The 16,407-nt window shown below is 66.8% G+C and carries 16 protein-coding genes; 7 read left to right on the forward strand and 9 right to left on the reverse strand.

Annotated elements, in window-relative coordinates; translation table 11 throughout:
- Positions 1–193: 193 nt before the first annotated feature.
- Entirely contained in the window at positions 194–769 is a 576-nt protein-coding gene (locus IY145_RS13875) for a hypothetical protein (RefSeq protein ID WP_246722030.1), read from the forward strand.
- A 67-nt stretch (positions 770–836) separates the two neighbouring features.
- Here IY145_RS13875 and IY145_RS13880 read toward each other — a convergent pair whose 3' ends face one another.
- Entirely contained in the window at positions 837–1,679 is an 843-nt protein-coding gene (locus tag IY145_RS13880) for a folate-binding protein YgfZ (protein ID WP_196408741.1), read from the reverse strand.
- A 186-nt stretch (positions 1,680–1,865) separates the two neighbouring features.
- Here IY145_RS13880 and IY145_RS13885 point away from each other — a divergent pair, with 186 nt between their 5' ends.
- From IY145_RS13885 to IY145_RS13895, 3 genes are all read left to right on the forward strand, one after another.
- Positions 1,866–3,191, forward strand: a complete 1,326-nt coding sequence (locus IY145_RS13885) for a dihydroorotase (protein ID WP_196408742.1) — start codon at positions 1,866–1,868, stop codon at positions 3,189–3,191.
- A gap of 101 nt (positions 3,192–3,292) precedes the next feature.
- On the forward strand, positions 3,293–3,415 hold the full coding sequence (locus IY145_RS26170; RefSeq protein ID WP_281433671.1) for a hypothetical protein: 123 nt from the start codon (positions 3,293–3,295) through the stop codon (positions 3,413–3,415).
- 28 nt (positions 3,416–3,443) lie between these two features.
- A complete protein-coding gene (locus IY145_RS13895) occupies positions 3,444–4,079 on the forward strand; it encodes an FMN-binding negative transcriptional regulator (protein WP_196408744.1) in 636 nt (211 codons plus the stop codon).
- A gap of 4 nt (positions 4,080–4,083) precedes the next feature.
- On the opposite strand, the gene IY145_RS13900 is transcribed toward IY145_RS13895, so the two are convergent.
- Entirely contained in the window at positions 4,084–5,259 is a 1,176-nt protein-coding gene (locus IY145_RS13900; RefSeq protein WP_196408745.1) for a lytic murein transglycosylase, read from the reverse strand.
- Positions 5,260–5,428: 169 nt separating this feature from the next.
- On the opposite strand from IY145_RS13900, the gene IY145_RS13905 reads away from it, so the two are divergent.
- On the forward strand, positions 5,429–5,899 hold the full coding sequence (locus IY145_RS13905; protein WP_196408746.1) for a hypothetical protein: 471 nt from the start codon (positions 5,429–5,431) through the stop codon (positions 5,897–5,899).
- Between the two features lie 230 nt (positions 5,900–6,129).
- Here IY145_RS13905 and dxs read toward each other — a convergent pair whose 3' ends face one another.
- Positions 6,130–8,058 (reverse strand): 1-deoxy-D-xylulose-5-phosphate synthase, encoded by a 1,929-nt coding sequence (dxs, locus tag IY145_RS13910; RefSeq protein WP_196408747.1) that lies wholly within the window; start codon positions 8,056–8,058, stop codon positions 6,130–6,132.
- A gap of 435 nt (positions 8,059–8,493) precedes the next feature.
- On the opposite strand from dxs, the gene IY145_RS13915 reads away from it, so the two are divergent.
- Positions 8,494–9,651, forward strand: coding sequence for a GNAT family N-acetyltransferase (locus IY145_RS13915; protein WP_246722032.1), 1,158 nt, complete (start codon positions 8,494–8,496; stop codon positions 9,649–9,651).
- Positions 9,652–9,684: 33 nt separating this feature from the next.
- On the opposite strand, the gene IY145_RS13920 is transcribed toward IY145_RS13915, so the two are convergent.
- The 5 genes from IY145_RS13920 to IY145_RS13940 all read right to left on the reverse strand — a co-directional run bounded on the left by IY145_RS13920 (position 9,685) and on the right by IY145_RS13940 (position 14,164).
- On the reverse strand, positions 9,685–10,761 hold the full coding sequence (locus IY145_RS13920; protein WP_196408749.1) for a M48 family metallopeptidase: 1,077 nt from the start codon (positions 10,759–10,761) through the stop codon (positions 9,685–9,687).
- Between the two features lie 12 nt (positions 10,762–10,773).
- Positions 10,774–11,973, reverse strand: a complete 1,200-nt coding sequence (locus tag IY145_RS13925) for a YjgN family protein (protein ID WP_196408750.1) — start codon at positions 11,971–11,973, stop codon at positions 10,774–10,776.
- Between the two features lie 85 nt (positions 11,974–12,058).
- Positions 12,059–13,318, reverse strand: a complete 1,260-nt coding sequence (locus IY145_RS13930) for a peptide-binding protein (protein ID WP_196408751.1) — start codon at positions 13,316–13,318, stop codon at positions 12,059–12,061.
- A gap of 5 nt (positions 13,319–13,323) precedes the next feature.
- Entirely contained in the window at positions 13,324–13,560 is a 237-nt protein-coding gene (locus IY145_RS13935) for a helix-turn-helix transcriptional regulator (protein WP_196408752.1), read from the reverse strand.
- A 1-nt stretch (position 13,561) separates the two neighbouring features.
- The gene (locus IY145_RS13940) at positions 13,562–14,164 is read right to left on the reverse strand and encodes a DUF2975 domain-containing protein (RefSeq protein ID WP_196408753.1); all 603 of its coding nucleotides are present in this window, start codon (positions 14,162–14,164) and stop codon (positions 13,562–13,564) included.
- Positions 14,165–14,313: 149 nt separating this feature from the next.
- Here IY145_RS13940 and IY145_RS13945 point away from each other — a divergent pair, with 149 nt between their 5' ends.
- The gene (locus IY145_RS13945) at positions 14,314–15,006 is read left to right on the forward strand and encodes an SDR family oxidoreductase (RefSeq protein WP_196408754.1); all 693 of its coding nucleotides are present in this window, start codon (positions 14,314–14,316) and stop codon (positions 15,004–15,006) included.
- A gap of 37 nt (positions 15,007–15,043) precedes the next feature.
- Here IY145_RS13945 and IY145_RS13950 read toward each other — a convergent pair whose 3' ends face one another.
- On the reverse strand, positions 15,044–16,312 hold the full coding sequence (locus IY145_RS13950; protein WP_196408755.1) for an alpha/beta hydrolase: 1,269 nt from the start codon (positions 16,310–16,312) through the stop codon (positions 15,044–15,046).
- Positions 16,313–16,407: the final 95 nt, after the last annotated feature.

Genomic DNA, 16,407 nt, shown 5'->3' on the forward strand with positions numbered 1-16,407 from the left:
TGGCTCGGGCTCGACAGAAAAGGACGCAACGCGTGCGACACTAGCCTGTTTCGCGCCCGGAGGGAATCGGCCGGCGAGCAGCTTGCGCGAGCTTCGCTTTGGCGGCCTGGCGCGGCTCATCGAGTGAATTGCAAAATCCCATAAAAAATTGCAGTTTCGCCGCAGATCGGAAGTCTCGGGGAGTATAGGGAAATTGGTCTCGCCTCGTCTGCGTCTCGCCGCCGCGCTCACCCTCGTCGGCGCCGCTCTTTCCGCCTCCGCCGCGCGAGCCGCGGGCTGGCATTATTATGATCCCGAATGCCCTGTCGCGCTCGGCGCCGACAAGGCGATGAAATTCGTCGCCATGCAGCCTAAGAAGAACATCGACCGCGTCTGCGACGTGCTGCCGGACACGGGCGCGACGGTGATCGCGCTGGACGCCCCAGACGCAGAATTGCGTGAGATGAATTGGGATATTCGCGTCGTCCGCGACGTCGACGGCGATGGCGAGCCGGCCGAGAGCGACACGGTGCTGCGCCTGCCGTTGCAGAAGTTTCGCAACGGCATGGTGAATTTCGACGTCGATATCCGGACGCCGGGCAAATATGCGCTCTATGCGCGGCTCTCGAGCGACGACAGCGCGAAGGACTATGTCGGCCGCCACCATTTCACCGTGGGGCTCATCGACAATACGGAACTCTATGCCTACGTCTTCTTCGGCCTGCTGGTTGCGGGCGTCGGCGGACGTTTCGGCTATGTGGCGCTCAAGAAGCGGCAGGTCGCAGCCTGACCGCCGCGCGACGATCCGATGCCGGAAAGGCGTTTCCACCCCCTGAAGGGGAGGGTGGAATTGCCGCTCAGCCTTCCACCACGGTGAATTCCAACGGCACGCCGCCGGCGAGCGGGGTCGCGCCGCCGGCCTTGGCGTCGGCCAGCCTGTCGAGCCGGATCAGCGCCAGCCCTTCGCCGCCGACGGCCGAGCCGGTGACGCCGATCTCCACCTCGCCGGCCTTGATCGTCGTGCCTGGCGACGGCGCTGCGCCCTCGGCGTGGAAGGTGGCGACGCGTTTGCGCACGGGTCCGCGATGCTTCATGCGCGAAACCACCTCCTGGCCGAGGAAGCAGCCCTTTTTGAAGTCGACGCCGGCGAGACGATCCATATTGGCCTCATGCGGGAAGGCGTCGCCATAGACGAAATCGACTCCGCCCTCGGGCGCGGCGGCGGCGATGCGCTTGGCGTCATAGGCGGCGCGCGGCGCTGTGGCGATGGTCGCGGCGATCTCCCGTGTGACGAGGCCGCGCCAGCCGAGATTGGCCGAGCGTGGGTCGGCCGCGAGGGCGATGGCGTCGAGCTCGGGCTTGGCGCTCGCCTCCGGGAAGGCGACGCTGGCGTAATCGGCGCTGCGGTCGGTCAGCGTCACCGCGGCGCGCAGCTTGTAGAATTTCAGCCGGTCGAGCAGCGTCTCGATCATATCGGAGGCGCAGTCCAGCAGCAGGACCAGCCCCTCCTCGCCCGCTCTGGCGAAGATGAAGAAATCGACGATGATCTTGCCCTGCGGCGTGAGCAGCGCCGCAAAGCGCAGATCGCCGGCGGCGATCGACTTCACGTCCTGCGTGAGAATGCCGTGCAGAAATTTGGCGGCGTCGGCGCCGGCGACCTCGACGACGCCCCGGTCCGAGAGAAGTGTGGCGCTGGTCATTGTCCGATGTGCTCCAATGAGGTCGGCGAACCGACAGGCGGCCTCTCGCTGTCGCGCGAGCGGGTTCCGGCCCGCTCCCGGGTTCCGGCCCGCTCCAATGTGCGCTAGATCGTCTAGCGAGGGCGACGCCCCGTTCGCGTCGAAATTTTCACAGTCTCGGCGACACCTGCAAGCGAGGCGCCAGCCATGCCCAAGACCTATGACATCATTCTCGCCGGCGGGACGCTCGTCAATCAGGACGGCGTGGCTCCGCGCGACATCGGACTCCGCGATGGCAAAATCGCCGAGATCGGCGACCTCTCGCTGGCCGCGGCCGGCGAGCGGATCGACTGCTCGGGCCTTCATATTTTGCCCGGCGTCATCGACACGCAGGTGCATTTTCGCGAGCCCGGCCCGACGCATAAGGAAGATCTCGAGACCGGAACGCGGGCCGCCGTCCTCGGCGGCGTCGTGGCGGTGTTCGAAATGCCCAACACCAAGCCGCTGACGACCGGCGCCGCCGAGCTCGCCGACAAGGTGGCGCGCGCCTCGGGCCGCGCCCATTGCGATTTCGCCTTCTGGGTCGGGGGCACGCATGAGAACGCCAAGGACATTCCCGAGCTCGAGCGTCTGCCGGGCGCAGCGGGGATAAAAGTGTTCATGGGCTCGTCCACCGGCTCGCTGCTGGTCGCCGACGACGCCGGGGTCGGCGCGATCCTCTCCAAGACGCGCCGTCGCGCCGCCTTCCACAGCGAGGACGAATATCGGCTCGAGGAGCGCAAATCCTTGCGCGTTCCGGGCGATCCGACCTCGCATCCGGTCTGGCGCGACGAGATCACCGCGCTGCGCTCCACCGAGCGGCTGCTGCGCATCGCGCGCGAAAAAGGCGCGCTCGTCCATGTGCTGCATATATCGACGGCGGAGGAGATCGAGTTTCTCGCTCGTCACAAGGATATAGCGAGCGTCGAAGTGACGCCGCATCATCTCACTTTGACGTCGGAGGATTATCTGCGGCTCGGCACGCTCGTGCAGATGAATCCGCCGGTGCGCGACGCGCGTCATCGCGAGGGGATATGGCGGGGCGTCGCGCAGGGAATCGTCGACGTTCTCGGCTCCGACCACGCGCCGCACACGCTCGAGGAGAAGGCCAAGCCCTATCCGGAGAGCCCTTCGGGCATGACCGGCGTGCAGACTCTGGTTCCGCTGATGCTGGATCATGTGAACGCCGGGCGGTTGACGCTGCAGCGCTTCGTGGACCTCACCAGCGCCGGCCCGGCGCGGCTGTTCGGCCTCGCCGGCAAGGGGCGCGTCGCCGTGGGCTATGACGCCGATCTCACAGTGGTCGATCTGAAGCGCCGCGAGACCATCCGCAACAGCTGGATCGCCTCGCGCTGCGGCTGGACGCCCTATGACGGGGTGGAGGTCACTGGCTGGCCGGTCGGAACTTTCGTGCGCGGCGCGCGGGTGATGTGGGAGGGCGAGCTGGCGGCGCCATCGCGAGGCGCGCCGATACGGTTTCAACAGGCGTTGTGAGCGTTGATTTGAGGATGGCGAGCGCTTAATCTTACGCCATGAGCGCGCTCACCATCGACACTCTCGCCGTTTCTCAGATCGAAATCGGCGGTTCACAACTCATGACGAAAAGCGACCTGAAGGAAGCCGTCGCGGATTTGAAGGTGGACATTCTTCGCTGGTTGGTCGTGACTCAGCTCGCGCTCGGCGGCTTTATTTTCGCCGCGATCAAATTCATGCGCTGATTGCGGCGTCGGGCGCAGGCTCTGAGCTATGTATCTGCCAGACCTATTTCACGAGCAGGATTTCGAGACGATCGCAGCGCTGATCGAGGCGCATCCGCTCGGAGCGCTCACGCATATCGTGAACGGCGCGATCGTCGCCGATCACATTCCCTTTCTCTTCGACGCGAAGACCAATGTGCTCCGAGCGCATATCGCGCGCGCCAATCCGCTGTGGCGGGATTTCGATCCCGCCAGCGAGGCGCTGGCGATCTTCACCGGCCTCGACCATTATGTGACGCCCTCCTGGTATGCGACGAAGCGCGAGACCGGAAAGGTCGTGCCCACTTGGAATTATGAGGCGGTCCACGTCTATGGCCGCCTGCGCGCGATCGATGATCCAAAGTGGATTCGCACGCTGCTGCGCGATCTCACGGCGCGCCACGAGTCGGCGCGGCCGGCGCCTTGGGCGCTCGAAGATGCACCGGATGATTTCATCGACGCTCTGCTGAAGGCGATCGTCGGGATAGAATTGTCGATCACACGGATCGAGGCGAAGCGCAAGCTCAGCCAGAATCGCAAGGCCGCCGATCGCGCCGGCGTGATCGCTGGGCTCGAGGCGGAGGGCGGCGAGGCTGCCGGGCGAATGGCGAAGGTGATAACGGCGCTGGACCCGAAGGCGTCGTGACGCCTCAACGCGCGCGCAGCGCCTCCAGCGTCTTCTTGCCCGCTCTGCCGTCGGCTTTGAGCCCGGCTCGGCCCTGGAAGTCTGCGAGCGCCTCTTTGGTCTTGGTTCCGATCACGCCGTCCGGCTCGCCCACGGCATAGCCCTGGCGGTTGAGCAGGGCCTGCATCTCGCGGCGTTCGGCGCGGGAGAGGCCAGGATCGTCGGTCGGCCAGGGCGCTTGAATGCCGGGCCGTCCGCGCAGCCGATCCGACAGCACGGCGATCGCCAGCGCATAAGACTCGGCGGCGTTGTAGGAATAAATGGCGTCGAAGTTGTGCGTCACCAGAAAGGCGGGGCCGTTGCGGCCGGCCGGCAGCAACAGCGCCGCCTGCCCATCGCCGAGCCCACCGCCATCGAGCCGCGTGATCCCGCGCGAAGCCCAGGCGGATATGGGCTGCCGGCTGGTGCGGCCGGAGGGACCGCTATAGCCTGCGGGCACGCTCACCTCGAAGCCCCAGCGCAGGCCAGGCCGCCAGCCGGCCTTGCGCAGGAAATTCGCCGTGCTGCCGAGCGAATCGGCCGCCGAGCTGGCGATATTGCGCCGCCCGTCGCCGTCGAGATCGACAGCCGTGCCGAGGAAGGTCGAGGGCATGAATTGCGTGTGTCCGAAGGCGCCGGCCCAGGAGCCCATGAACTCTTCCGGCGCTATGTCGCCGCTCTGCAATATCTTCAGCGCGGCGATGAACTCGCCTTTGAAATAGTCGTTGCGGCGCGTGGCCTCACAGGCGAGCGTCGCCAGCGATTGCACCACGCTGCGCTTGCCGAAATTCTTGCCGAAATCCGATTCGACGCCCCAGACCGCGACGACTGTCGCGGGATCGACGCCGTAACGCTGCTCCGCCGCATGCAGGGCGGAGGCGTGCTGCCGCATCATGGCGCGGCCTTCCTCGACGCGCTCCTCGTCGACGAGGCCGGCGATATAGTCCCAGATCGGCGTCTTGAACTCGGGCTGCTTGTCCATGAAGCTCGGAGCGTCATTGGGCTCGAGCCCATTGGTCGCGCTTTCGATGACGCGTTGCGAGACGCCGGCGCCCGCGGCCGCTTGACGCAGGCCCGCGAGGCAGGAGGAGAAATCGGCCCGCGCCGGCGCGGCGCAGAGCAGAAGGGCCAGCAGAGCCGGAAGCTTATGTGCGATCTTCATAATCGGATGCTAGGAACCTATGGTTACTGCTTCGTTGCCGCGATCGTCCGTTGCGGTTCATTTCGGCGTTGAGATCGGCTATTTTGAGGCCCAAGCCCGCATGGAGACGGGCGGCGACGGCGCCCGGCCCGAAATTGGCGCGACACACACCAAAAAAAAGAGGAACCCCATGCTCTCGAGACTGTTCGCGCTGACGCTCGCCGTCGCGCCACTGACCATCGACCGCGCTGCCGCAATCTGCTGGTTCGGCTGCCCCGATCCGACCGAAGCCCATGCGCGCCAGATTTTCGAAAATCTGCTGAAGCAGCGTTTCGACAAGCCCGCGAAAGTGCTCGCCTTCAAGCAGACGATGACCGAGCGGCTGGAGATGCATGCGACCGGCGAGAAGGGCTTCGAGCTCTTCTTCAACGCCTCGGTCGCTTTTCCGGACGGCGCCAATCTCGAATGCAAGCCGGACGACGCCGGCAAGTCTCCCGACGGCTGCTCGGCGAGCAAGCATTATGTGACCGCGCCGCGTAACAGCGATCCCAAGGGCAAGCAATTTGTGGCGCCGGGCGAGACGATCTCATTCGACGAGGAATATCGCTTCTACGCCGACGGCGACGGCTGGAAGGGCCCGGACGGCAACACCTACAAGTAAAAAAGAAGGGGCAGGTGTTTCCTTCTCCCGTTTACGGGAGAAGGTGGCCCCGCAAAGCGGGGTCGGATGAGGGCGCGCCAAGAGGGGGCGGGACTCATCGTAATTCGCGGGAAACTCTTTTGATCGCGGCGAGATTTCAGGCGTCCTGAAGAGCCCTCGTCCGACCCTCGCTGACGCGAGGGCCGCCTTCTCCCGCGAGGGGAGAAGGAGTCGCGCCGTCAGATTTGGAATCAGGCGATCATCGCGCGGGCGGCGCCGCGCTCGTCGCCTAGCGCCTCCAGCGCTTTGGCCACTATGGCGCGGGCGTCGAGGCTGGCGCGGGCGAGCATGATTTCTTGCTTGTCATGGTCGAGATAGGCGTCTGGCAGCGTCATCGAGCGGAATTTGAACGCGCCGCGAGCGCCGTCGAGCGCGCCATGGTCCGACAAAATCTGGAACGCCTGCGATCCGAAGCCGCCGATCGAGCCTTCCTCGACGGTGATGAGGACTTCGTGATTGGCGGCGAGACGCAGCAGCAGGTCGCGGTCGATCGGCTTGGCGAAGCGGGCGTCGGCGACGGTGGTCGAAATGCCGCGCCCGGAGAGCTCCTTGGCCGCCGTGAGCGCATCGGCGAGCCGTGTGCCGAGCGACAGGATCGCCACTTTCGAGCCCTCGCGAATGACGCGGCCGCGGCCGATCTCCAGAATCTCGCCGCGCTCGGGCAGCTCGACGCCGACGCCCTCGCCGCGCGGATAGCGAAAGGCGATCGGCCCTTCGTCGAAAGCCGCGGAGGTCGCGACCATATGGACGAGCTCGGCCTCGTCCGCCGGCGCCATTATCACCATGCCGGGCAGACAGCCGAGATAGGCGATGTCGAAAGCGCCCGCATGGGTCGGCCCGTCGGCGCCGACGAGGCCGGCGCGGTCGATGGCGAAGCGCACGGGCAGATGCTGGATCGCGACGTCATGGACCAGCTGGTCGTAGCCGCGCTGCAGGAAGGTGGAATAGAGCGCGCAGAAGGGCTTGTAGCCTTCGCAGGCGAGGCCGGCGGCGAAGGTCACGGCATGCTGCTCGGCGATGGCGACGTCGAACATGCGCTCCGGGAAGGTCTTCTCGAACAGATCGAGGCCGGTGCCGGCCGGCATAGCCGCGGTGATGGCGACGATCTTGTCGTCGCGCTCGGCCTCCGCCACCAGCGATTTGGCGAAGACGCTGGTGTAGGAGGGCGCATTGGCCTTGGGCTTGTCCTGCGCGCCGGTCAGCACGTCGAAACGGTTGACGCCGTGATAGCGATCCGCGGCGGCCTCGGCCGGGCCATAGCCCTTGCCCTTTTGCGTCACCACATGGACCAGCACCGGGCCGTCGTCCTTGTCGCGCACATTGGTCAGCACGGGCAGGAGATGCTCGAGATTATGCCCGTCGATCGGCCCGACGTAATAGAAGCCGAGCTCCTCGAACAAAGTGCCGCCGGTGATGAAACTGCGGGAGAATTCTTCCGCCTTGCGGGCTTTGTCATAGAGGAAATGCGGCAGATGGCGGGCGAGCTGCTTGGCCGTCTCGCGCAAGGTGCGGAAGGCTCCGCCGGAGACGAGCCGGGCCAGATAGGCCGACATCGCGCCGGTCGGCGGCGCGATCGACATGTCATTGTCGTTGAGGATGACGATGAGCCGCGAATCGAGCGCGCCGGCGTTGTTCATCGCCTCATAGGCCATGCCGGCCGAAATGGCGCTGTCGCCGATGACGGCGACGACATGATTGGAGCCGCCGGCGAGGTCGCGGGCGACGGCCATGCCGAGGCCGGCCGAGATCGAGGTCGAGGAATGGCCGGCGCCGAAGGCGTCATATTCGCTCTCGGCGCGCTTGGTGAAGCCGGCGAGCCCCTTGCCCTGGCGCAGCGTGCGGATGCGGTCGCGGCGGCCGGTCAGGATTTTGTGCGGATAGGTCTGATGGCCGACGTCCCAGACGATTTTGTCGTTCGGCGTGTCGAAGACATAATGCAGGGCGACGGTGAGCTCGACGACCCCGAGCCCGGCGCCCAGATGCCCGCCGGTGACGGAGACGGCGTCTATGGTCTCCCGGCGCAATTCGTCGGCGAGCTGGCGGAGCTGGCTCGGCTGCAGCTTGCGCAGCTCCTGCGGCGTTTCGATCCGGTCGAGAAGGGGGGTCTTCGAAGTCGTCAAAGCGCCTACTCTGGTCTGGACGGGCCGAAAAGGACTCGACCGCAGGTGAACTCATATAGCGGGTCCGCCACATCCGGCAAATGCCGGACCTCGGCAGTGTCACTCTGACACGGGACGAAGCGCACACGCAACCGCGGACGAGCACGGTCGCTCTCCCGATCCCCTTGATCCCCAAATATTTATCTACTCTGTGACAAATTTCCCACAGCCGAGCTCGGTGTGATAGGGCGTCCGCCTTGGCCTCGCTCTTGAAACGCTCTCCGCGGTTCGGCGCGATTCGTCTCGCAATGGCGTGGAACCTGCGCGAAACTGAGAAGCGACGAGGGACGAATCATGGCCACGGCGCCATTTTGGATCAATAGGACGGCGTTCCTGGGAAGTCTTCCCGGCCCTGCGAGAGCCTCCGAACAGAGCGCGGCCGGCCGCGAAGGCGTCATGACGAACGGAGTGCTGGAGACGGAGGCGCTCGGCGTCGAGCGGATGAGCGAGCACATCCGCGATTGGGCCGATCTCGTCGAGCGCTCGGCCGAGCCCAATGGTTTTCTGGAGCCTGGTTTCGCGCTTCCCGCCGCGCGCCATTTTCCGGCGAAGTCGCGCCCGGTCTTCGTCGTGGTCTGGAAGCGGGTCGGAGCGCAGGGCGCGCGCCGCCTCGTCGCGCTGTTCCCGATCGCCGCGCCCGGTTTCTCCTTCGGCGCCGCGACGGCGCGGGGCTGGCTGCACAAGCAGGCCGCGCTGGCGACGCCGCTGCTCGACCGCGATTGCGCCGAGGAGGCGGCCGCGGCGCTGCTCGACTGGTTCGCCGGCAATCGCCGCGCGGGCGCCGTGCTCATCCCCAGGACGCCCATGAGCGGGCCGGTCTTCGCCGCCTTCACCCGCGCCGCGCGGGCCACGGGGCGCGACTGGCGCGTGCTCGACCGCCATGAGCGTGCGGCGTTGCTCGCGGGCGGCGATCCGGAGGAGGTCTGGACCCGCACATCCTCGCGCAAGGCGCTGAGCGAGATGCGCCGCCGCCGTCGTCGTCTGGAGGAGACCGGCGAATTGAAGCGCGTCATCTATTCGACGCCGGCCGACATTCCCCGCGCCACCGAGGATTTTCTCGCCCTCGAGGCGAGCGGCTGGAAGGCCGAGCGCGGCGCGCTGCTCGGCCATCCTTCGCTCGCCACTTTCGTGCGCAGCGCGACGCGCCTCCTGGCGCGCGAGGGTAAAATTCGCATTCACAGCCTGGAGCTCGCGGGCAAGCCGATCGCCATGGGCGTCGTCATAGAGAGCGGCGGCCGCGCCTATTTCTGGAAGATCGCCTATGACGAGAGCCTGCGCGCGCAGGCGCCGGGCGTGCAGCTCGTCTACGCCCTCACCGAGACGCAGTCGGAGCGCGCAGATATCGCGCTCACCGATTCCTGCGCCATCCCCGGCCATGTCATGATCGAGCGCTGCTGGCCGGATCGCCTCGTCGTCTGCGATCTGATGGTGCAGGCGAAGACCGACGGGGTCACGCAATTCGCCGAGGCGCACGCCAAGGAAGTCTGGCGCCGGCGCCTGCGTGAGGCGGCGAAGACCGCCTATCACCGCCTGCTGAACCGCAAGGCGCGCTGAGACGGTCGCCGCTCTCGCGCGCGGCGCGGCGCGTCACTTGCAGATCGCCTTCAGCGCCGTCCAGCGCGCGTCGTCGATGAGCGGCGGACCGCGCTCGCCCTTGTCGGCGGCGGCGAAGGCGGCGAGGCGATCGGCCGTCAGCGGATGGTCGTGCAGCAGGCCGAAGGCGGCGTTCTCCGAGCCGGAGATGCGCGTCAAAAGTTCGCCGAGGGGCTTGGCCGGCCGGCCGAGCCGCGCCATCAGATCGGCGGCGAAACCATCGGCCTCCGCCTCCGCCTCGCGCGAATGGGCCGCGCCGATGAGCGCCTTGCTGGCGAAGACCAGCGCGCCGGCGCCGGTGACGTCGCCGAACAACAGACCGATGAGGTAAGAGGTTCCGCCTGTGGCGATGAGCCGGCGCATCGCGTCGCGATGCTTCAGATGGCCGAGCTCATGGGCGATGACGCCGGCGACTTCGTCCGGCGTCTGCGCGCGCGCGAGCAACGCCGAGAACACATAGATTTTGCCGCCCGGCAGAGCGAGCGCATTGGGCACGGTGGATTTGAGCACCTCGATCCGCGCCGGCTCCTCGAGCGCGGCGTGCGACTGCAGCCGCTCCGACAATTGCGCGAGCGCGGCGGAGCCGTTTTCGTCGCCGCAGGCATTGGCGGAGAAGATCGAGCGCAATTGCGCCTCCGCCGCCTCGCCGAGCCGCCGCTCGAAGGAGGCCGGAACGAGCGGCGCGATGCGGTCGGCGGCGAAGGGAATGCCGAACCAGACCAGAGCGACGAAGCTCGCCGTCGCGGCCAGCGACCAATAGACGAGCGCGCGGTCGGAGCCGGCCGGAGCCAGCCCGCCGAGAAAGCGGCAACGCGCGATGAACTCGTTATGCAGGCGCGGATCGCGCAATTCGAGCCGCGCCAGCTCTCCCGCGCTCGCCGTCTCGCGCCGCAGCGCAAAGCCCGGCGCCTCGATGCGCCGGATGTCGTCATAGGGCCAGGAGGCAAGCGTCGCGCCATCCTGCACGATCTCGAGCGTCGCGCCGAAACGCAGTTGCACGAAGCGTTTGCGACTGCTCCAGCCGTCGAAGAAAATGGCGGCCGCGCCCTCCTCGGGCGGTCCCTCGGTCATCGCTTCGTCCTTTCAGAAGCCGACGACGTCGAGACTGTCGGCGAAGCCCTCGCCAATGGCGTTCTCCGCCGCGCTCGCCCGCGTCGCGACGGCGTCGGCGGCCTCGAGGCCATGGACGGCGAGCGAGCTCGTCACGATCTTCCAGACGCGCTGCGTGAGGAAGATGCGGGAGGCGACGCCGATGGTGAGGAAGGTGGCGAGATAGGCGACGCCGACGAAGATGAGCACGCCGATCGGCAGATTGGTCCCGACGATATTGTTGCGGTTCATCGCGACGACGACGCCGACGGCCGTTCCAATGGCGAGGACGACGCCGATGGAGACGCCGAAAAAGGCGAAATAATTGCCGAGCAGCGAGCCGGTCCTGAGCTTTGTTTCGACGCGTATGTCGCCGAGGCGCAGCCCCTCGAGCCACCAGCGCCATTGCGCGGTCTTGAAGGCGGCGTAGAGCCCCGGCGCTGCGAGCAGAATGATGACGAGGCCGGCGATGAGCAGCGGTCCCCCCGCCTTGCCGAGCGCCGCCGCGAGTCCGAACAGCCCCGCCGAGCCGAACAGCGACACCGCCCAGATCCACCAGCCGCGCTTGAAGAAATCGCCGCCGCGTCCGACGAAGTCGCCCTCCAGCGCGCCATAGAATGTATGGCGCATCTTATAGCGCTCCAGCGCGGCCTCCGCCCAGGGCAGGGCGAGGCCGAGTGTGAGCATGAGCAGAAAGCCCCAGCCGATCGCCCGAAACATATAGGCGAAGCCGGAGCCGCCCATGCCGAAGCGCAAGCCCCGCCAGGACGTCTTGTGCAGCCGGTAGCGCCGCGCGCGATAGATGGCGAATTGGCCGAAGGCGGCGAAGAACAGGCCGAGCGGCAGCGAGGCGAAGGCTCGGGTCCGCTCCGCCTCGAGGCCGATGAGCAGATAAGCGAGATAGACGGGCGCGAGAATGGCGAGCGCGAAGAAGAAGCCGAACAAAAGCTCGCGCGCCTTGCCGACATATTCCAGCGCATCGCCGCCGATGACGGTGCTCGACCACAGATAGCGGCGCATATGGGTGGCGAGCCAGAAGCGATAGAAGCCGGCCGTCACCAATTCGAGCAGCGCGCCGCGCGTGACCAGCCGGCGGAATTCGCCATTGTCGCCGGTGAAGACGATCGGCGCAGCCGCTGGAGCTCGGGAAGGTTGCGTGACGACGCTGTCGTCCGCGAGGGAAATGTCACTCATGCGAACCGCCTTTCGCAATGACTTCGTAATGTAACCGGCTTGCACAGTAAGCAACGGCGCCGGCGGCGGCAAGCCGATTCGAATCTCAGAAGGCGGCAATCTCCGCGGCGACATCCAATTCGGCCGATCCACGCGCCACGCGCAGGATTTTTCGCGCGCCCGGCGCGCCGCGCAGAGCCGTCAGCACGCGCTCGCGCGGCGCCCCATGCGTCGGCTCTCCGTCGATGGCGACGAGAAGGTCGCCGATCTCGAGGCCGTCGACGCTCGCCCGGCCCGCTCTCGCGATGATTCCGCCGATGAAATAATCGCCGCGCTCATAGACGAGCGTCACGCCGACGCGATCGAATTCCCGCGCGTCGGGCTCCGCGCCCTTTCGCCAATAGGAGATGGCGTTGGGATAATCGATCGTCAGCCGATATCGTTTCAGCACGTCGGCGCCGAGCCAGCCGGCGACCGTTTCTCCGGCCTGCTCCTGCCAGACGTTCCAGAAGGCTTCGCCGATGAGCCCGTCCGCCGGGCCGAGCGAGGGGCCGGAGCCCATCAGGCCGACGTCTTTCATCTCGAGAGCCCCGAGCGCGATCTGCGGAACGCGCAGCACATCGCCGTCCTTTTCGAAAGGCAGATCGAGCATGTTGTAATTGGCCGGGCCGAATGCGCCATGGCCGCGCAGCCAATCGGGATGGCGCTCCAGCCATTGCGCGGCGAGCGCGCCACGCATCCAGCTATAGGGGCTGCCGGCGTCGATGACGAAGGCGTGGGATTTACCGTCGATCGTGGCGTCGACGATGGCGAGGCCGCTGCGGCGGTCGATGCGGATCGGGACGGCGACGCCCTCGTGAGGCGCCGCGCCCGGCGCCGTGAAGGCGAGCCGGCGCGCCGGATAGTCGATGACCAGCTCTCCTGCCGCCAAGGCGCCGGATTGCAGGACCATATCGACGCGGCGAGACGGAAAAAACGAACCGAATTGCCTTTCGCCGATCGGCCGGTCCGGCTCGTTGCGCACGGCGCCTGCGGCGATGGCCATTCTCCGCGCGCCGATGCGCAAGCGCAGCGGGCGGCCTGCGCCTATGGCGAGCTCGTCATAGAGGTTCTGTTTCAGGATCGGCGGCGATTGGCCCATATTGAGCAGCGCGAGGCCGCTCCGCCAACTCCCGTTCGGTCTCTGCGCTTCGAACTCGAAGAGAATCTGATCGCCGTCGAGGATCATGGGGACATTGGCGGAGCCGTCAGCGCCGACGCATCCCTCCATATCGACGACGCCAGCGACCATCGCGCAGGCGGCGAGCGAGAAGGCGAGAAGGGCCGCGGCCGCGGCGCGGAGCGACCATGCCGCTGTCTCCGACATGGCGCTCATCCCGCTTTCGCAATGTTTTCGGCGGCCTGGTCCGGCTCATATTCCATGAGATCGCCTGGCTGGCAGCCGAGCTCGCGACAAATGGCGGCGAGCGTCGAGAAGCGCACGCCATTCACCTTGCCGGATTTCAGCAGCGAGAGATTGGCCTCGGTGACGCCAATGGCGCGCGCGAGAGTCTTGGAGCGCATGCGGCGTTTGGCCAGCATGACGTCGAGGCGCATGATTATCGGCATGTCAGACGAATCCGTCCCGCTCGGCCTCGATCTCATGCGCGCATCGCATCACATCGGCGATGACGAAGACGAGCGCGCCGAGAATCGCGGCCTGAATCTCATAGAGGTGAAACCAGCTCGGATCGTTTCCGACGCCGGCGAGGAGCGCGATGCGATTGGCGCAGAAAGGCGCGAACGCATAGGCGAGAAGGCCGAGCCCGACATGTCTGAGGCAAAGCGCATTGCGCGGCGAGAAGACGACTCCTCGGGCATAGAGCCGAAACAGCATGCGCAGGCGCAGGAAGATATAGGCCGCCGGCGCGACGAGCAGCGTCAGCGCGAAAGCGCCGGCGAGCCTCTGCGGCGCGCCGAAGCTGGAAAGCGCGACGCGTCCGGCGGCGGCGTCGGGCCCGCGCCCGAACCAGAGTCCTCCGGGGCCGAAGGAGACGAACTCGCCCTGGTAGAACAGCACGGCCGCGACCAGCGCGATGGCGAAGAGCGCCGCCGTTGCGAGCAGCGCGGAAAACAGCGCGCAGAGGAGCTCGCTGTTGCGTCGAAGCCGCCGGCGCAGCGGCGTTTCGACCGGCGCAGGCTCGGGAGTGTCGAAAAGCAGAATATTCGTCATGGCCAAACCCCGAACTAAAATTATTGTATCACAGTAATTATTTTTCAAATTTGGATAATTTGTGGCGCCTTGGCGTCCCCTCCGCCGCGGGCGCGCTGACGGCGGGGAAACAGGCTCTATATTCTCTCCATCGAATGCGGGAGCGGCCGATGGCGGAGCACTGGTTCATTTCCGGCGCCAATAAGGGCATAGGCCATGGGCTCGCGAGTCTGCTCGCCGCCCGCGGCGACGACGTCACCGCCTCCGTGCGCAGCGAGGAGGCGCGCGCGCGTTTGCAAGACGATGTCGCGCGCCATCGCGCGCGCTTTTCGATCCTGCTCTTCGACACGCGCGACGAGGCGGGGATTCGCGCCGCCGCGCGCGAGCTCGCCGCGCCGCTCGATGTGCTCGTCTGCAACGCCGGCGCCTATGGGCCGCAGAGCCAATCGACGCTGGACATGGATTTTCCGGGGGCGCTCGATCTCTTCGACGTCAATACGCTGGGGCCGCTGCGGCTCGTGCAGGCTTTTCTGCCGGCCATGCTGCGGGCCGACAATCCGCGCATCGCGCTGATGTCGAGCGGGCTCGGCTCCATGGCGACGGAGGGCTCGACCAATATCGCCTATCGCGCGGCCAAGGCGGCGCTGAACAAGATCGCGCAGGGTCTGGCGCATGATCTGAAGCGCGAGAAGGTCACCGTCGTCGCGCTCAGCCCCGGCTGGGTTCGCACCGATATGGGCGGCAAAAACGCCGATCTCTCGGTCGAGGAGAGCGCCGTCGGCATCATCGAGACGATCGACGCGCTGACCCTCGCCGACACGGGCCGCTTCATCGATTATCGCGGCCGCGACGTTCCTTGGTGAGCTTCCGCCTCGGTGAAATCTCCGCCCTGGCGGCCTCTCAGCGTAGCGGCCGCGCGACCACATCGGCGCCGGCCGTCGCCGTATCGCCCATCTGCTCGCCCAGACGCTGCAGCTGATCGCCGAGATTTTCGCGCGTGCGCGGATCGACAACGGCGAAAGGCGTCGAGACGGCGACGCTCGCCGCCGCGCCCACAGCCGAGGCCGCGCCCGTCGCCACCTGGCCGAGCCGCTCGCCGACGCCGCTCTGACTATCCGCCAGCGTCTGGCCTTCGGCGAGACGCGCGCCGATCGAGCGCACGATCTCGGGCGATTGCGCGAAAGTGCCATGGCCGAGCGGATCGGATGATTTCACAGTGGTCAGATCGACGACGGTGAAGCGGCGTTCCGCCAGCGTGTCCTTGAAGGGCTCGCGCTGCGGATCGATCGCGCCGAGCCGCACCTTGTCGCCCCATACGCGGCGGGAGGCGGCGAGCGCCTCGTCCTCGCGCGAGACGAAGAGGGTGAAAATGGCGCGATGCTCGTCGATCTCGGCGATCTGCCGCGAGAAGACGTCGTAGTCGACATCGGGCGCGGCGAGCATGACATTTTTGATCTTGGGCGCGAGGCCGCGGTCGCGGATCGCCATCTGGCGCAGCGCTTCCAGCGTCACCCAATTGCCCATGGAATGCGCGAGGATCGAAATCTCGCCGACGGACGGATCCTTGGCGAGCGTGCGCAGCAAATGCTCCAGCGCATCGCGCGAATAGCTCGCGCTCTCATGATCATAGCCATAGTCGAGCAGCTTGCCGCGCGAGGGCCAGGTGAACAGCACCGGCAGCGCGTTCGTGCCCGAATCATGGACGATTTGCGCGAAGCGAAAGACCGCCTCGGCGAAGAGCGTGTTGAAGCCGTGGACGAAGACCAGCGCCTGACGCTTGGGCGTCTTCACGATGCGCGCGTCGAAACGGCGCACCGCCTCCTGCTGGCCGAGCGGATCGGCGCGCAGCGTGACGAATTCGCGGGCGGGGTCGCCGGGCGAAGCGCTCGGCCATTGCACCTCGCCGATCTGGCGCGCGCCATCCGGCGGAATGGAGATGGCGATATCGGCGAAGGCGAGGCTGCGGCCGCGCTCGCCGGTGAAGAGATCGCCGGGCGCGGCGCCCTCGGGGCTGCGCGTCGTGGCGACGAGCAATTCGACCGGGGTCGTCCCGGCCACTCGCGGCTGAGGGGTCAGCACGCCATGCGGACGTCCGCCGCAGCCGCCCATCGCGACGGCGAGACAAAGGGCGAGAATCGGCAGACGCAATCGCCTCGACACATCGTTCATTCGGCAAAGCTCCCGATCTCCGAATAAACCGCCGACGGATGCGAGTCACGCGCTTCCCGCGTTCCGCCGCCGGCGGCGCCGAAAATCTCGGCGCC

It is taken from the genome of Methylosinus sp. H3A, from assembly GCF_015709455.1.
Taxonomy (GTDB): domain Bacteria; phylum Pseudomonadota; class Alphaproteobacteria; order Rhizobiales; family Beijerinckiaceae; genus Methylosinus.

Coding starts and splice junctions, on each gene's coding strand:
- IY145_RS13880 (WP_196408741.1), bottom strand. CDS start 1,679: ATGACCAGCGCCACACTTCTCTCGGACCGGGGCGTCGTCGAGGTCGCC.
- IY145_RS13885 (WP_196408742.1), top strand. CDS start 1,866: ATGCCCAAGACCTATGACATCATTCTCGCCGGCGGGACGCTCGTCAAT.
- IY145_RS26170 (WP_281433671.1), top strand. CDS start 3,293: ATGACGAAAAGCGACCTGAAGGAAGCCGTCGCGGATTTGAAGGTGGAC.
- IY145_RS13895 (WP_196408744.1), top strand. CDS start 3,444: ATGTATCTGCCAGACCTATTTCACGAGCAGGATTTCGAGACGATCGCA.
- IY145_RS13900 (WP_196408745.1), bottom strand. CDS start 5,259: ATGAAGATCGCACATAAGCTTCCGGCTCTGCTGGCCCTTCTGCTCTGC.
- IY145_RS13905 (WP_196408746.1), top strand. CDS start 5,429: ATGCTCTCGAGACTGTTCGCGCTGACGCTCGCCGTCGCGCCACTGACC.
- IY145_RS13915 (WP_246722032.1), top strand. CDS start 8,494: ATGACGAACGGAGTGCTGGAGACGGAGGCGCTCGGCGTCGAGCGGATG.
- IY145_RS13920 (WP_196408749.1), bottom strand. CDS start 10,761: ATGACCGAGGGACCGCCCGAGGAGGGCGCGGCCGCCATTTTCTTCGAC.
- IY145_RS13925 (WP_196408750.1), bottom strand. CDS start 11,973: ATGAGTGACATTTCCCTCGCGGACGACAGCGTCGTCACGCAACCTTCC.
- IY145_RS13930 (WP_196408751.1), bottom strand. CDS start 13,318: ATGTCGGAGACAGCGGCATGGTCGCTCCGCGCCGCGGCCGCGGCCCTT.
- IY145_RS13935 (WP_196408752.1), bottom strand. CDS start 13,560: ATGCCGATAATCATGCGCCTCGACGTCATGCTGGCCAAACGCCGCATG.
- IY145_RS13940 (WP_196408753.1), bottom strand. CDS start 14,164: ATGACGAATATTCTGCTTTTCGACACTCCCGAGCCTGCGCCGGTCGAA.
- IY145_RS13945 (WP_196408754.1), top strand. CDS start 14,314: ATGGCGGAGCACTGGTTCATTTCCGGCGCCAATAAGGGCATAGGCCAT.
- IY145_RS13950 (WP_196408755.1), bottom strand. CDS start 16,312: ATGAACGATGTGTCGAGGCGATTGCGTCTGCCGATTCTCGCCCTTTGT.